9 protein-coding genes are annotated in these 16,380 nt (G+C 43.2%); 1 reads left to right on the top strand and 8 read right to left on the bottom strand.

Going from position 1 to position 16,380, the window contains the following annotated elements; genetic code table 11:
* Position 1: 1 nt before the first annotated feature.
* Genes H8B17_RS02420 through H8B17_RS02400 form a run of 5 tightly spaced genes read right to left on the bottom strand, consistent with a single transcriptional unit; the run spans position 2 to position 9,869 of the window.
* Complete coding sequence (locus tag H8B17_RS02420) at positions 2-2,185, bottom strand: hypothetical protein (protein WP_190307568.1); 2,184 nt, start codon at positions 2,183-2,185, stop codon at positions 2-4.
* Between the two features lie 29 nt (positions 2,186-2,214).
* The gene (locus H8B17_RS02415; protein ID WP_190307567.1) at positions 2,215-3,030 is read right to left on the bottom strand and encodes a DUF3823 domain-containing protein; all 816 of its coding nucleotides are present in this window, start codon (positions 3,028-3,030) and stop codon (positions 2,215-2,217) included.
* A gap of 25 nt (positions 3,031-3,055) precedes the next feature.
* On the bottom strand, positions 3,056-5,128 hold the full coding sequence (locus H8B17_RS02410; protein ID WP_190307566.1) for a RagB/SusD family nutrient uptake outer membrane protein: 2,073 nt from the start codon (positions 5,126-5,128) through the stop codon (positions 3,056-3,058).
* 21 nt (positions 5,129-5,149) lie between these two features.
* Positions 5,150-8,332, bottom strand: coding sequence for a SusC/RagA family TonB-linked outer membrane protein (locus tag H8B17_RS02405; RefSeq protein ID WP_190307565.1), 3,183 nt, complete (start codon positions 8,330-8,332; stop codon positions 5,150-5,152).
* Between the two features lie 46 nt (positions 8,333-8,378).
* A complete protein-coding gene (locus H8B17_RS02400; RefSeq protein WP_190307564.1) occupies positions 8,379-9,869 on the bottom strand; it encodes a glycoside hydrolase family 76 protein in 1,491 nt (496 codons plus the stop codon).
* Positions 9,870-10,206: 337 nt separating this feature from the next.
* On the opposite strand from H8B17_RS02400, the gene H8B17_RS02395 reads away from it, so the two are divergent.
* A complete protein-coding gene (locus H8B17_RS02395) occupies positions 10,207-12,678 on the top strand; it encodes a Kelch repeat-containing protein (protein WP_190307563.1) in 2,472 nt (823 codons plus the stop codon).
* 71 nt (positions 12,679-12,749) lie between these two features.
* Here the strand turns inward: H8B17_RS02395 and galK are convergent, their stop codons facing one another.
* The 3 genes from galK to H8B17_RS02380 all read right to left on the bottom strand — a co-directional run bounded on the left by galK (position 12,750) and on the right by H8B17_RS02380 (position 16,373).
* Positions 12,750-13,904, bottom strand: coding sequence for a galactokinase (galK, locus tag H8B17_RS02390; RefSeq protein ID WP_190307562.1), 1,155 nt, complete (start codon positions 13,902-13,904; stop codon positions 12,750-12,752).
* 4 nt (positions 13,905-13,908) lie between these two features.
* On the bottom strand, positions 13,909-14,946 hold the full coding sequence (locus H8B17_RS02385) for a UDP-glucose--hexose-1-phosphate uridylyltransferase (RefSeq protein WP_190307561.1): 1,038 nt from the start codon (positions 14,944-14,946) through the stop codon (positions 13,909-13,911).
* Positions 14,947-15,098: 152 nt separating this feature from the next.
* Positions 15,099-16,373, bottom strand: a complete 1,275-nt coding sequence (locus H8B17_RS02380; protein ID WP_190307560.1) for a metallophosphoesterase — start codon at positions 16,371-16,373, stop codon at positions 15,099-15,101.
* Positions 16,374-16,380: the final 7 nt, after the last annotated feature.

Raw genomic sequence — 16,380 nt, 5'->3', positions numbered from 1 at the left:
TCTACCATACAAATGTTACTTCGACGCCGTCCGGGTCGTTTTCAAATCCCAACAAATAAGTCTTTGACTCCCCATGCCAATTCCGTGTGTCGAACACCTCTTTTCCTTGGACTTTCACGCTTGTCGGTGGCTTGGGAAGAAGTATCCTAGAGGCATTGGTGGTCTCTATCGGGCTTTTTGCCACGTAAGTATAACTGGACGCCGTAATTTTTTCATCGTAAACACGACTAGCTGCAGCTAAAACTTGTGGTTTTTGCTTTTCCTCAATCAAATCCACGTTTAAGAAATAGCCCTGCTCACCGGGTGCAATAGATCGGGTGTTATATACGGGTAGTTTTGGATCAAATAGATCGATCAACGTACCACGAATCGTGTGGTTTTCTTCGCTGACACTTTCATCCATCACGGCCACCAACTCAAATGGACCGCGCTGCAGGTAAAAGTTGTTTTTGAAGACCAACGGTCTACCCTGAGCAGCTCGGTATCGCTCCTGTGCTGCCTGAATCAGCTGTTGGCTGTTGTTTATTTTAACGGTATAATCTTTTGGATCCACCCTTATAATCTGTACGGTTCCTTTACCATAGGTATATATGCCGCCATCTGCTCCCGACGGAATGCGCATTTTCTCGAAAAGATGATCAGCCGGGACCTTATACGTATGGCTCGCCGTGTTCCACCATTCTTGAACGCTTTGGAATGGATCGCTGTCGGTTCCGCTATAAATCAATTGTCCACCAGACTTCACCCATTCGGCCAGTTGCTCATGGGCAATTGAATCAAGCGGTTTCATATTGGAATAGGTCATGAGCAACACTTTGGTATCCGCCAGAGCCTCTTTATACCCTAAGTTCTCGATATGCACAGTCTTCACAGGTACACCGCGTTTTAGAAAAGGGAGGGCAAGACCATAAAAGTTTGCCAACTGTGGGTCATCGTACCCGTCGTGCGTGGGGAAACGTTGAAACATCAATGAATTCGCCATCAACACCGAAATTCCTTCGCTTCCGGAAAGTTTATTCTCGCTCCATGGCATCTGGTTTAATGAATTGATCATAACCTGCATCTGCGTGGAATAATGACGCGGGATACGTTCTTTTTGATCACTGTTCGAGTTGGTCCGGTACAACCCTTCGTAAATCCGTTCGGGCCAAGGCATGATCTCATAGTCGGCAATATTCGGATAGAGCAATTGCGCGACAAATGTAGCTTGATAATTCGTTTTATAATCTACCCAATCCTTGGCACGGTCTTCAATTGGATCCGTCAGAAAAAACATCTTCCTGCCAGTAGGAGCGGTCATAGACTCCATCGAACCATATTCTAAATAGGCTGTTTCAAAGACCCGCTCCTTTTCTTTTCCATTAAAGTGATTGGGCTCTCGCGAGGTACCTGTCCACACTTGTGCGATATAACCATCTACTACCGGCAAGGATGCCAAGCTAGCCTCGGGAGAAACGATCATCCATTGGGCATAATTGACGAGTGAATGTGTGGGAACGTAACATTTCACATCCATGCCTTTCGATTTACCGTACTCCTTAGCAAACGTAAACACCTCATTCAACGCCTTATAGTAGAGGTGATATTTGAGCTTATTAGAAAGATAGGTATTCTCTGGAGATTCGTGTTGTGGGCGCCAATCAAAGCCATAATATTTCTTCCATTCCTTTTTGAACGATTCGCTATAGCCTGCCCGTGCCCAGAATTCCGGCTCTTCCATAAATATAGCGTCGATCCCCGCATCGATGACAGGCTTCACGTGCTTTTCTTTCAAATACGCAAGGAAGTTGTCTGTCGGCACAATATAAGGAACCATATGGCCATGCCAGATCGTATCCTGCTGCCGGGTAACCTGCCCCTCGTCCAGATGCCATTCACCATCCCATTGACCGGTAAAATAATCTTGGTATTCGCCCCAGGCAATTCCGGTCATAAAATGAATTGTATAACCCCTGTCTTTCCAAGATTTCACCCGCTCGTTAAACGGTAACCTTTTATGTTTATCCGAAGGATTTCCGCCTACGCCATAAATCATCACCGCGTCCGCACGGTTATCGAATGTAGGGCGCCATTCTCGAGAGGTCTGAAAAGTGGTTTTAACTTGATCTGTCGTTTTTTGGGCGACAATCGTGCCGTTGAGTCCTAGCAAGCATCCCATCCCAATTAATATTCTCCAATTTACCATGATCATCCTTTAAATTTTCAACCTGTTCATTAGTTAATCAATACTTCTTTGGCTTCACTATAGTTCCAACGTTTTGTTCCACTACCTGTGGGTGTGTCATAATTTATCCTAGCAGCCGCCCGGACAAATACAGTTCGGCCAGTAGGAATGGTACCATTCGATTCAAGCGTAATCGCTTCACCAAATAAGTTATCAAATGAGTTACCTGCGTAATCTAGACGACTCGACCAACGTTCGTCGCGGGCGCGGTAACCCACACTGGAGGAATAGCTTACGAAAAATTGAATATCTGTCACGTTTAGAAAATCATCACTATAGCCCCCCATGGGTTCTACTTTCGTTCTGAAGTCTTCCGGACTTACAGCCCGAGAGACTTTCACCTGTGCGGTGACTTTACCATCATCGACCGTAGGCTCTCCCACCCATTCTACATGCAAAAAGGGCTGCACCTCAAATTTAACCTGATGGCTACTTTCTAAATCCATGATCAAGCTTTCGTCAGCCAGTTCTTTACCATTGGGATCTCTGCGTAACAACGGTATAAAAGGGCCGTCAACGGTGATATGGTAGTTGCCTTTAAAAAGTTTCGTATTTCGGAAGGTTCCATCGGGCATGCAGTAAAAATCTGGGTTATGCTCTACATTATCTCCCCAGCTCAATTCCGTCAGACGAACGCGAATTCCTTCCGATCCCTGGTCGGTAAACACAGGCTTTCCGGTCAATACATCGACAACCTGCCCTTCAAGTGTAACGTCTGGTGCTTCGAAATTATCTGTTTCAAATAGGCTACACGAGCTTATTAGCCAAACAAGGCATAACAGCCCACTCTGTATTATCTTTTTCATCTAATTATTTCTTTTATCTAAATCCTTATCTATTCGGTTGTTGATCAATAACATTACTTTTGGCCACTTCCCCCCCGGGTATTTCAAAATAATAATTCAAAGGCGTGTATCCATAAGTTTTTGATGCTACCCACTGGAAACGGGCGTCAAAGAAATATTTGCCTGTTTTTGTCGAAAAGAACGGATAAAGACCGCGGAAGCGGTAGTTTTCATTATTGCTGAACTTGTTTTTATCACGCGTTTCTCCCCAAAAGCCATCTCTTCCTTCGTAATGTGCTACACGCCAACGCCGTATATCCCATTTCGACTTATGTTCAAAGGCTAGTTCCTTTCGGCGCTCCTTACGCACGACATTGCGTCCGTTGATGTCGCTTGTGAGTGTTCCCTGCAACAATACAGCACCAGCTCTTTCCCGAATTTCGTTTACAGCATCCGTAGCAGTTTGCATAAGATTACTACCGTCAGGAGAATTTGCTCCAGCCAGTTCAAGTTCCACTGCTGATTCCGCCGCATTCAATAGTACATCAGCATAACGCATGAGAACAAATGGTTGAGCAGACTTCCCTTCTCCTCCTTCCGCATTTGGATCAGTATTGAGCCATTTGCGCAAATAAAGCCCGGTCACAGTTGCCTCTCCATTGTCATAGAATGGGCCTTCTTCACCTGCTGCTCTCATTTGCCTTCCGTTATAGTCGACCACCTCTTGGCTTCCTCCTTCACGCGGACTTAAGTAAAGTGTCTTAGGCGAACCATTATAGATCGACAGGTTTTGATAGCGGGTATCTGCTGTATTATAGCCATAATTCGAAAAGAACGGTTTGATCGGTGTATCACCTGTATAAATACCTCCACGCACTTCAATTTGTCGATTTCGGAACTCATCGAACGGAAAGATTACGTAAGCTCGTAAACGAGGTTCAGCATCTTTAAAAAAATCGAGTGGGCTATCAAACATCAAATAATTTCCTGAGGTATTCTGGTCCCCACTCGTGACCCGAATACTGCCATCCGGATAACGATCAAAGCCATCAAAAAGCTCGATAAAATCTAATGTAGGACAGGTACCACTTGATAAGGGAGCTCTAAAAGTGAAAGGGAGGTTATAGGCATCAAACGCATGCGTGGTCGTCGGGTATATATATTGTTTTACATAGATGTTTTCGGGACTACTCAAGTCGGAAAACATATCGACCATATTTTGGTATTGTGCCTCTGGGTCGTTCGCAGCCCACCGCTTTTTATAGAGCGAATAACCGCCGTCTTGCATCACTTCTCTTGCCGCCTTATAGGATTCTGTAAAATAACGGATAGAAGCTGTTTTCCACGTTGCCGCATCAAACCCAATCACACGAACACCAGTTTTACGTCCTAATCCGGTCAAACGGCCCGATACTTCTTGATTGTACTTCGCTACGCTACCGGCATAAAGCATTGCTTCTGATTTGAACGCTAGAGCAACATATTTGTTAGCATACCCTTCCATGGGTGATTTTGCCATCATCAAGGAGGCAGCTTTGTCAAAATCTGTCAAAATCTGATCCCAAGTTTCTTCCTCACTTGATCGCGGTACTTCCATTTCTTCCGTACTAGCAGGATATGGGATAACTTTAGTCACTAAAGGAATACCACCAAACCGCTTAGCCATCGTATAAAATACCATCCCACGGATATAATAAGCTTCTCCTAGATAGTGACTGTAAAGCTCTTCACCGAAATTCTCTTGATAGTTCGGTAGGTTCTCTATCAAATAGTTCGCCTCTCGGATCAGTTCGAAACCTTTATTCCAGTAAGCCGTACGTTCACTGGTAAATGCAGCAGAAAGCCCCTCCCTATTAACAGCTTCGCCTGTACCCTCTATACCCGTGGAGTTTAACCAGCCATTATTTTCAAAGCCCCATTGTGCTGTATACTTAAAGTCTTCGAAAGGCATCAAGCTATACATACGGGCCATATAGATATTTACACCTGCTTCCGTACTAAGCACCTCTTCGTCTGCTACTACATTTTTGGGTGTAATATCTAAATCTACACAGGCGTTTAGGCATATACAAGCCGCTCCGGCTATTGCCAATATCGTTAAAAATCTTTGTCTCTTCATTTTCTTTCCTCTATTTAAGCGTTAAAAAGTCATGGAAACGCCCATGGTATAGGTTTTATTCAAGGGATACATCCGTCCCAGATCGTCATCAGGATGTTCGGGGTCTACGAACTTCACCGCGGTGATGGTAAAAAGGTTATAGGTATTTGCAAAGACGCGTAAACGCATATTCGGATGTTTGTCGAACGTTGGCAATGTATAGCCAAGCTCCAAACTCTTCAACCGCAGATAGTTCGTACTTACGCGATTGAATTCCGAGTTTGTTCTCGGATAACGTCCCGTAAAGGCATAATACCCCTGCACCCATTCGATACTTGGATCGTACGGATCGGCTGTAGGATCTACCGGATGCCAACGATCTAGGTACTGTGTCAACGTCCCACCCCCGTTGGTTCCCCAGATGGAATACAAAGGTTCTTTGTATTCCATTGAACCGAGTGCGGATCCTTGAAACAACATAGAGAGATCGATATTTTTATAATTAGCTTGCAAATTCGCGCTAAAGTTTACCCAAGGAGTTTGATCAAATGCAAAGGGATGTTCATCCAAACCACTGATTTCCCCGTCCCCATTCCAGTCAATGTATTTATAATCGCCCGGCAACATATCGCGTTCGGTGTAAATCGGATACGTCCGGATATCGTTCCAATCCATAAAGCGCCCGTCCGACTCATAACCAAATTGAATACCCTGATAGCGGTTGTTCATGTTGTCATTCCGCCAGCGATCATAAGAATTTTTCCACGGTCCTTTATCTACGGCTGTAAGGTATTTGTTTCGTGTAACGGTGGCGATCGTCTTAATACTGTAACCAAAATCACCAATCTGATTGCGATGACGAAGTTCAAGCTCTAAACCTAGGTGTTGGTCGCTGTCTACGTTTTCCAAGGGGGGTATTCCACCAATCACGGTAGGAAAGGTTGAAGTACGACGCTGAAAAAGTCCACTGCGTCGACGGTCAAAATAATCCAATGTAAAACCGAATTTTCCATTCCAAGCATCCATATCCACACCCACATTGAAAGTTTTTGACTCAAACCAGGTTATATATGGATTAGCAGTAGCTTTACGGCTAACAGCTGTTATAAATTGATCACCAAAAACGTAGCCCGGCACGTAATGATTATAATAACCATTTTCAGCATTATTGCTTGTTGCGGGATATTCATATCCGCCAATCCAACCAAAATCCCAATTATTATTAACGTCCAAATCATTACCTAAAATACCGTAACTCGCCCGCAGCTTGAATTGGTCAACGAAATTAAGCGCTTCGATTGCCTTGAAAAAAGGTTCTTCGGATATACGCCATGCAGCTGACCCTGAGGGGAAGAATCCCCACTGATTTCCTTTAATAAAACGCGAAGATCCGTCGTAGCGAAATTGAAATTCTGCAATATAGCGTCCTTTGTAATCGTAATTCACGCGTCCGAGTGCCGCTTGTTTGGCTTCCTGATAATAGTCGGACAGCGCGTCCGACATACCGGTCATACGGCCATCTTCCATTCCTAGGAACAACTTATCAGAGGGAAAAGCCAGATTCTTCAACGCATAAAAATTATCACCATCATTCTTCTGGGTTTCCCACCCCAATACGACGCCAACTTGATGTTTTTCCGCAAATAGCCGATCGTAGTTTAGGGTGATTTGACTTAATATCTGCTGTTTTTCATAGAACTCGCGCCGCAAACGATTCGGACTGCTCAATTCATAGTTTTTTTGAAGATAACTATCGGTTATCGGGTCAAAAGCATACTGGGCATATTCCTTTCGGAAAATACTATTGTTATCCGTACGATAGTCATAGGATATCAACGCTTTTGCCGTAAATCCCTGTAACGATTCGGATAGCGTTCCAAAATCGTAGTTCAGTGACGCAGAAGATTGGAATGTTTTCTTTTTATATTTACGATAACCCGAAATATCCGAGTCTATCATCGCCACAGTGTTTTGTTCTAGATCCAGCCCTTCATAATTCAGCATAGTCTCTTCGGGATCAGCATATGCCGGGAACAACATGCCTTGCCGCCAATAGTTCCGGATAATATCCACCGAACTGGAATAAGGGTTGTTCTGCTGATCAGCCATTCCAGCCAGATTAATATCAAATTTTAATCCATCGATAATTTCCGTTGTGATGTTGGATCGCAGATTCACTTTATTATAATTCAGGTCACCTGTTTTGAAAAAACCTTCCTGAGAAGCATACCCAGCCCCGATATAATATTGGGTTTTAGCACTCCCCCCAGAAATGCTCAGATCATGTGAAGTCTGAGGAGATACATCTGAAAAAATTAACGAAGTCCAGTCGGAAGAGCGTCTGCTACCATCACGAAATGCTTCAAAATCCGCTTCGGTATAGATTAGGTTGCCGCCGTTGATATTATTCATTGATTTTTCATTATATAATGTCATCGCCTCAAAAGCATCAGCAAGAAAAGGCATATTCGACGGTCTCTGGAAGGTAAAAGATCCATTATAGCCCACAGATACCGCCCCCTCTCGACCTTTACGCGTCGTTACGAGCATAACACCGTTTGCGGAGCGTACGCCGTAAATAGACGCCGAGGCATCCTTAAGTACGGAAATATCCTCGATATCGTTCGGGTTCAGACGCTGAAAATCTTCAATAGAACGTGGTACCCCATCGATAATAACTAGTGGCGCTCCCATACCCCGGATATCAAAATTCGCCCGATAGGCTCCTGGTTCTGCACTTTGTTGCCATACGCGCACACCTGCAATACGGCCTGCCAACATGTTTTGTGGATTCTCATTTTTGGTCGCTCGCATTTCGGTTCCCTTTACGCCCGATACCGCTCCAGTTAAGGTTACTTTCTTCTGCGTCCCGTAACCCACGACCACCACTTCATCAAGCGTGGAATCGTCTGCTTCCAATTGGACATCAACCCGACTGCGGTTGTTCACTTCTTCCTCTAGCATCCGATAACCTACAAAGGTATAGCGGAGGACCGCCCCTTCCGGTACCTGTAGAGAATATTGTCCTTCCGCACCGGTGCTGGTAGCAAGCTGAGGAGATGAACCTTTGACGCGTATAGATACGCCAATGAGCGGCTGACCGGCGGAATTTGTCACAACGCCAGAAACCTGACTTTGCGCCCACAACCACCCTGGCAGCAACAGGAATACCAATAAGATGGTTATTCCATGTAGGAGTTTTCGTTTTTCAAAGTTTACATTCATGCTGGTTTAGTTTATACGTGGAAAAATGATGATTAGTTAATTTTTTTTAGTGGAGAACTTTCAAATCAGACGTCAATTGATGTTCACCCAAAATAGCATACTGCGCGGCATATGTAAACATAAACATCCCTTCTACTCCCTGTCCATTCTTTTCTCCTGCCCAACCCTTTAATAGGTTTGTCGGAAGAAAGCCATCCTGATTGTAACGTTCAAAACCATAATCCAAATTTTGTTGGAAAGCGGTTAGATAGGTTTCTACTTGTTGATCAAGCGAAATCGCTTCGTGGTAGCTGCGCATGAGGATACCATTAAACCAATTTCTAAACCCGTCGGTTCCGAAGCTGTAATATTGTGGAATATCCTTTCCCAAAGAAGCAAATTGTTTGAAACTGTTTTTAGCTAGCTCCCGACCATCCGTTGCGTACTTTCTCTCTCCCGTCACACGATAAAGATCCACTGCGCCTGACAGCATAGTTCCGCTGTTATAGGTATATGCCTCGCCTACAGCTTCGGTCAATGGTGTATTTGCTCGATAGCGCACACCGTCCACTTCTTCATAACGTATATCACAGTTTGGCAGACAACCACCCATCATATCGGTGTATACGCCACTTGCATTCAGGAGGTTACTTTTCTGCCATTCGTAAATAGATCGCGCATAGTCAAGATAGTATTTTCCCTTTTCCACCTGTTCGGTTCGGCGGGTTTGTTTGTTTTCTGCATCTATGTAGCGATGTTCGATCTTGTCAGACTTATCTTTGTAAATTTCATGTAACCAGACTAATGGACTGATCAGTGGTCCATTACTACAAGCATGCTTCGTCGTATAGCCCGGTCCCCAGGGTATTCCGCCGTTTTCTTTTCCATTGCTATCGCGGGTCACATCCCATCCATCCAACACGTAAGCTGTTAAGTACTCGGCTTTTTCTAAGTATTCCATTTTGCCTGTTAGTTTATAGGAGTCCAAGAGTTCGCGGATTAACCACATTTGGTCGTCATACACATTTAGAATACCGGAAACATTTGCTTGCCCTTTTTGATTGACTCGATCAACAGCGTATACAGACCATTCCTTCGTCTGTGTATAGGAAATAAGTTCAAAAGTACCTAAATAATAATCTGCATTTGCGTACAGATTGTCTAACAGTTTTATGTAGCGCTCATACTGATCTTTATACAAGGTGTTCCCATCGATTTCTTGGGCCTGTTTAAGCGCCGATAGCACAGCATTGACTGCTTCAATTCCGGCTGTATACATCCAGACAGAAGCCCGCTCATCCGATTTAACATTTGTAAACGGGTTGTAAAAGCGACGCATCTCAAAAGTCTCTGGATCAAAATAATGGTCAATCGTTACGTCGATTAAATCGATAGAACGCTGTAGATTCCGTCTAGCTATAATTTGTGGATCGTCCGTTTCCTCCTCTCCTTCTACCTCCGAAGGTAACGAGTTTCGGGCACATCCTGATAGGACGACAGTTACCGAAGTAAGGCTCCAAAACATCGTACAGTACAGGGCAATAATGAAAAACTTCATGTTAGCGATTAAGTAAGTTTATAACAAAATTTAAAATTGGTGAAATAGTCTTTCGACATATTTCCTATCCAAAATAGGTAGACACGGATTAAAACTAGGGTTAAAAATGAGATTTAACCCTAAACAAAAACATTAACCCCTCCTTTTATTTTTGATTTTCATCTCCCTCGATACCTTCTAGCGATCTTTTTTCCTCCATGCTTCCCTAACTTTTTTATATTATATTAGCTACCTTTGTACTAAAAGTTATAAACTGTACATCACATTTATGACAGAGATAAACCGCAACATGTGCATTTACCGAGTACGATCTATTTTTCTTTGTCTTTTCATTTTAATGATTTCGTTCGTTTTCCCGGATGACGCTTCCGCGCAGGGTATACGGTTTACGGGAAGCGACGAACCTATTGAAGGGCGCACCTCCGTCGCATTTTTTTCGGATGCTGTACCTACTTTTTATCAAGCGTTTGCTATTAACTTTGATCTCCAGTTACCTCAAAATAATACCATCGGCTATATCGTTCGGATTAAAGAGAAAAACCAAGGCTCTATTTTCAATTTACATTATGACAAAGAAGGAGAACAGGCGGTGTTTCGTCTGAACGAAGAAGGGAAAACCAGTTTGATTACCATGCGGATTGCACTGGAGTATCTTATTGAACGGCACTGGTTTCCGGTGCGGATGGAGTATGATCTCCAAAAGGGGCAAATCAAGCTTCAGATCGCCAATGAAATACCACAGTCTGCAACGGTATCTATCGAGTCACCTTATTCTCCGAACGTAACATTTGGACGTAGCGATTACATGATTGATGTCCCGTCGTTCTCTCTTCGAAATTTCCGGATCGGTAACAAAGAGAAGGAAATCGTCTTCCCGCTACTGGAAAGCGAAGGAAATAAACTACATAATGCTTCCGGTGAGGTGATGGGAAAGGTTACAAATGGCACTTGGCTATTGAACGATGCGTTTCATTGGCATAAACACACCGTCATGCATTCTTCAAGCCCTTCGGGCGCCGCTTATGATCCAAAAAGAAAATCAATCTACTACGTGAACCAAGATTCTGTAGAGATCTATGATATTCAAACCGGTGTAACCCGTAGTACTCGTTTTTCTGCTCCCTGCCCGATGAAGTTTAAGCTCGGGAACTGCTTTATAAATCACGAAGAAAACAGGCTGTATGTCTATGAAACCTATTACGAAGAAACCTATACGGGGCCCACGGTTGTCAGTTTAGATCTGCATGATTTTACCTGGAGAATAGAGAGTAGTGATTACTTACAGCGCGAGTTAAATCACCATGCTTCATACTTTCTACCCGATAGCCGAAAATTACTGTTATTTGGTGGATACGGGAAAATGGTCTATAGTAACGATTTGCTATTTTATGATTTAACCGAGAAAAATTGGTCCCAACCAGAGAGCATGCGTGGGGATTCTATTCTACCTCGATACTTTACCTCTACAGGTCGGTCTCAGGTGGATCAGAAAATCTATATTTTTGGGGGTATGGGTAACGAATCTGGGCAGCATATAGTAGGACGAAAATACTTTTACGACCTCTATACATTAGATCCAACAACCCGAAGAACAACGAAAATATGGGACGTAGACCGGAAGGAAAACCTCTTCGTACCTGCCCGAGGATTGGTCATTCCCGACTCCAACTGGATTTATATGCTCGGGTATCCCGAACATTTAACACATTCCTTTATTAAACTCCGTCGATTTGCCATTCATGACGGCGAATATGAAGAATTGGGAGACTCCATCCCGATTTATTCCGATAAAATTAGTACCCATGCAAACCTGTATTTTGATCCTCATCTAAAGAAGTTGATTGCACTCGTGCAGGAATCAGACAATGATATCCGATCCACGCTTACCGTATATAGTTTGGAATTTCCGGCCATCAGCGAATCCCAACTATATGCTTTTCCTGGTCCGCGTGCACAGAAAAATATAAAGTTCTACCTCTTGGGGTTTAGCGCTCTTTGTATCGGTATCTTCGTATACAAGGTTTATCGTCGCCCTAGGCGAGGTGAACCTATTACAACACTACCCGACGAGCTAAAGCTGCCTGAAGAACCACAGATAAATCGTATTTATCTTTTTGGGGATTTCACGGTCGTAGATAGAACAGGAATGGATATTTCCCATTTGTTCAGCGCACGGTTGCAACAGGTTTTCTGTTTAGTTCTGTTTCATAGCCATAATACAGGCATTAGTTCTAATCTGCTCACCCACTTACTATGGCCGGACAAACCAAAAGATAAGGCAAAGACGTCTCGAGGTGTAGCCATAAACAATCTTCGGAAGGTATTGAGCGAATTGGATGGTATAGAAATAATCTATGAAGAGGGGCATTACCGTGTGATATTCGAATCTGCTTGCTATTGTGATTATTGGCAACTGAAGGAACTTCTTACCGAGGATCTCGATGTTCTTTCTCCAAAGGTTTTACGTATTTTAGAACGTGGCGAGTTCCTTTTGGGGATGGATGACCCCATTTTCGATAAGTCTAAATATGATATCGAAAGTATGTTGATTGAAAAATTCCAAAAATGTATAACCAAAAGCCGCGAGGATAAAGACTGGTCGTCGTTATTTCGTGCAGCAGAGGCCTTGCTTACTATCGACACAGTCAATGAATCGGCCTTGGAACAAGGTCTTTACGCACTGTACAAAGGAAAGCTCGAACCTCGTGCAGCACTTTTTTATAAGCGTTTTACGGAGAACTACCGGCGTTTGATGGGTGAAGAATACCCCGACACATTTGACGTTATGTGGTATCGAACAACCCAATAAAAAGGATCATCCTTATTCTCGTATTGTTGTTACTTCCTGAAGAGCAAAGATGATCCGTGTGTCGGTCGCTATCACAGCAATTCCGTCCCGTTAGAAGGAATAACTTTAATAGCTGTCAATTCCAGATCAAATTCCTCCTTATAAATCGGTGCTAAACGTTCTACTAATAAATCCTGAAAAGATTTTTTCACTAAATTAATGGTACATCCACCGAAACCACCCCCCATCATTCGAGCACCTATTACTTCGGGAAAAGATTTCACATAGTCTACCAAAAAATCTAGTTCGGGACAGCTTACTTCATATTCTTTGCTCAATCCTTCATGTGCGCTAAACATCTGTCGACCTACTGTTTCTATATCGCCGTGCTCTAATGCGTCGCAAGCCTGATGCAATCGTTCATTCTCTTCCACAACAAACCGGCATTTCGTATACACCTCCATATCAACAGGCCTCACGTGGGCTTCCAACATCTCCAGCGTCACATCGCGCAGGCTTTTCACCTCCGGAAATTTTTGCTGCACCAATCGTACACCTTCTTCACAGGAAGCGCGACGATCATTATAAGCAGACGACGCCAAAGAATGTTTCACATTGGTATTCAACAATAAAATAGCATAATCGTCTAATTCCAACGGCTTGTAGGAAAAAGAAAGATCACGACAATCTAATTTCACAACATGACCTGCTTTACTCATCACCGATGCAAACTGATCCATAATACCACATTTCACACCCGCATAGGTATGCTCTGCCAATTGCCCAATTTTCGCGATATCCACACGCCCTATTTCTAGATCAAAAAGTACGTTTAGTGCAAATCCCACGGCACATTCCAATGCGGCAGAAGATGACAATCCAGCCCCTAGCGGCACATCGCCATCAATATACATATCAAATCCTTTCAGATTCGCTCCTCTTAACTGCAGCTGATGCACAACACCAAGTACATAATTCGGCCAACCTTTATCTACGGGATGCACATCAGCCAACGCGAGCTCGAAGTATTCTTTGAAATCTTCCGCATACAAACGGATGATATGGTCATCGCGCTTTCCTATTCCTACATAAATTGCTTTGTCGATTGCTGTGGGAAGCACGAAACCTTCATTATAGTCTGTATGTTCACCTATGATATTAATTCTTCCTGGTGAACGTACCACATATGCCGGTGCTTGCTCAAAAATGGCTGTATATTTCTCCTCTATCTGTTGTTTAGAAATCATGTGTTTATCCTTTGTAATGAATTGTAGATTGTTGCTTTAGCGTATTCGCTGCTTGTTCTGGGGTAATGTCACGCTGCGGCGTAGCTAACATCTCATACCCCACCATAAACTTCTTTACAGTCGCCGAGCGTAACAGAGGCGGATAAAAATGCATATGCCAGTGCCACTCCGGATGTTCTCCAGAGTTTACGGGGGATTGGTGCATACCTGCTGAATACGGAAAAGAAGTTTTAAAAATATTATCGTAACGAATTGTCAGCTCCTGTAACGTACGCGCCAAGTCTTCCTTCTCTTCTTCCGTAAATTCTAGAATAGAGGGTACGGGACGTTTGCTGATAATCATCGTTTCATAAGGCCAAGCTGCCCAAAAGGGAACAAGCGCTACAAAGTGTGTATTATCGATGATAATACGTTCCTCCTTTTTTAATTCGAGGACCACGTAATCTTGAAGAAGCGTACGTCCGTGTTTTTTAAAATAAATTTCCTGCTGTTTTCCCTCTTTTTCTATTTCCACTGGTAACGAACTTTCTGCCCAGATCTGACCGTGCGGGTGTGGGTTACTACAGCCCATAATGCTGCCTTTATTTTCAAATATCTGAATATATTTTATCCATTCCTTTTCCGCCAACTCTTTGAATTCCCGTTGCCATAGGTTTACAACCGCCTGAATAGCCGGCAAATCCATCTGAGGTAGCGTCAAATCATGGCGTGGTGAAAAGGAAATCACTTTACATATTCCTCTCTCCGATTCGGCTATCAGCAATTCCTCGTCTTCAAACTGCTCAATCGATGTATCTTCCAGTAAAGCAGAAAAATCGTTAACAAATACGAAACTATCCGTATAATCGGGGTTTTGGGTACCGTCTGCACGCGAATTCCCTGGGCATAGATAACACTTGGGATCATACTGCGGGCGGTCGTCCGGCGCGAGATCTTCAACTTGCCCCTGCCAAGGACGTTTACTTCGATGGGGAGAAACAAGAATATACTCTCCGGTTAAAAGATTCTTACGTTTGTGTGGTTGTTCTGCAAAATCCAGCATGGCTTAAGGTTATATTTTTATAAATATCCCCTTTTTTTTGGAAAAACAAAATAGATGAAGAACAAAAAGTGTCAATAATACACTTTACAGAAACAAAACTGAATGACTATCAGAAACTTACCGTCTCGATCATACTTTTGACAAGTCAGGGATTAAGAAATGATCGGCTTTTCTCCTTTTATTAATTCGAAAACAGTAATTTCAGGCAGAATCCCAACGCGTCCGGGATAACCTAAAAATCCGTACCCTACGTTTACATAGAGTTTCTGATTTTGATGCGCATAAAGACCAGCCCATTCTTTGTATATGTATTTAGCTGGGCTCCATTGGAAATGTTCGCCACGAACACCAAACTGCATGCCGTGCGTGTGCCCAGCAAACATGACATCCACATCTGTATCCAGTACTTGTGCTCTCCAGTGAGACGGATCGTGCGATAGGAGCAACTTTACCTGCGCGTCTTCCGTTCCCGTCAATGCCTTTTTCAAATCCCCTTTCTTCGGAAAGCGACCTGTACCCCAGTTTTCTACGCCTACAATGGAAATTTTCTCCTTATTCAATTCGATGGAACGATTTTCATCCAGCAATAAATCCCACCCCATTACCTGATGGGTTTCTTTAAGATTTTTCAGATTTTTACGCTTTGCAGCAGAATCCTCTCTACCGAAATAATAATCTCCATAATCGTGATTACCTAATACCGAATATACGCCTAAATCTGCTTTTAATTTTGCGAAAATATCTTGATAGTCCCGCATTTCAGAGGCAACATTATTGACCAAATCTCCCGTAAAAAAGACCACATCTGGTTTTTCGCCCAAAAGCATTTCAATTCCTCCCAATACGGCTTTCTTGTTATAAAAGGATCCCGAATGGACGTCCGATATCTGTGCGATACGCATACCATGAAATGACGCGGGAAGGTTGGGTAAGTACAGTTTTTGTCGAATGACCTTATAATCATATCCGCCCGAAATAACGCCCCAAGATAAGGGAAAGATAGGTAAAGAGGCTACTAATATACCGGATTTGGTTAAAAACTCCGAACGGGAGATTCCGTTTATTGGTTTTTCGGGCAGAGGCTCAGAAAGCGCTTCGACACGCTCCTCTAAATTTTCACGCTTACGTGGAGCGAAAAGTTTCGCTATCCAAATTCCTCCCCGACGAATATCATCGAGTAGCAGTACCACGATAAAAATAAACTTACTGGTTGCCGTCATAAAAAAAGCAACCAAAATAATGGATCTATATGCTAGAGGAAGATTAAACTGCGCAGAGATGTAGAGCCCGAGCAATAAAGCCATAGAATAGCCCCACCACACCAATGAAAACCATTTTGTTTTCGCCATTTTAATTTTCGTCGCACGTAAGGCAAAGAAAATATAAAAATCGAAAACAACTAATAATATGGCGTTAAATATTAACATAACATTC

It is taken from the genome of Sphingobacterium arenae (assembly GCF_014692505.1).
In the GTDB taxonomy this organism is placed as follows: Bacteria; Bacteroidota; Bacteroidia; order Sphingobacteriales; family Sphingobacteriaceae; genus Sphingobacterium; species Sphingobacterium arenae.
This window is presented reverse-complemented; position numbering and strand designations above follow the sequence as displayed.

Excerpts from the sequence above, each read along its gene's own strand:
- H8B17_RS02420 (WP_190307568.1), bottom strand. The coding sequence starts at position 2,185 with ATGGTAAATTGGAGAATATTAATTGGGATGGGATGCTTGCTAGGACTC.
- H8B17_RS02415 (WP_190307567.1), bottom strand. The coding sequence starts at position 3,030 with ATGAAAAAGATAATACAGAGTGGGCTGTTATGCCTTGTTTGGCTAATA.
- H8B17_RS02410 (WP_190307566.1), bottom strand. The coding sequence starts at position 5,128 with ATGAAGAGACAAAGATTTTTAACGATATTGGCAATAGCCGGAGCGGCT.
- H8B17_RS02405 (WP_190307565.1), bottom strand. The coding sequence starts at position 8,332 with ATGAATGTAAACTTTGAAAAACGAAAACTCCTACATGGAATAACCATC.
- H8B17_RS02400 (WP_190307564.1), bottom strand. The coding sequence starts at position 9,869 with ATGAAGTTTTTCATTATTGCCCTGTACTGTACGATGTTTTGGAGCCTT.
- H8B17_RS02395 (WP_190307563.1), top strand. The coding sequence starts at position 10,207 with ATGATTTCGTTCGTTTTCCCGGATGACGCTTCCGCGCAGGGTATACGG.
- galK (WP_190307562.1), bottom strand. The coding sequence starts at position 13,904 with ATGATTTCTAAACAACAGATAGAGGAGAAATATACAGCCATTTTTGAG.
- H8B17_RS02385 (WP_190307561.1), bottom strand. The coding sequence starts at position 14,946 with ATGCTGGATTTTGCAGAACAACCACACAAACGTAAGAATCTTTTAACC.
- H8B17_RS02380 (WP_190307560.1), bottom strand. The coding sequence starts at position 16,373 with ATGTTAATATTTAACGCCATATTATTAGTTGTTTTCGATTTTTATATT.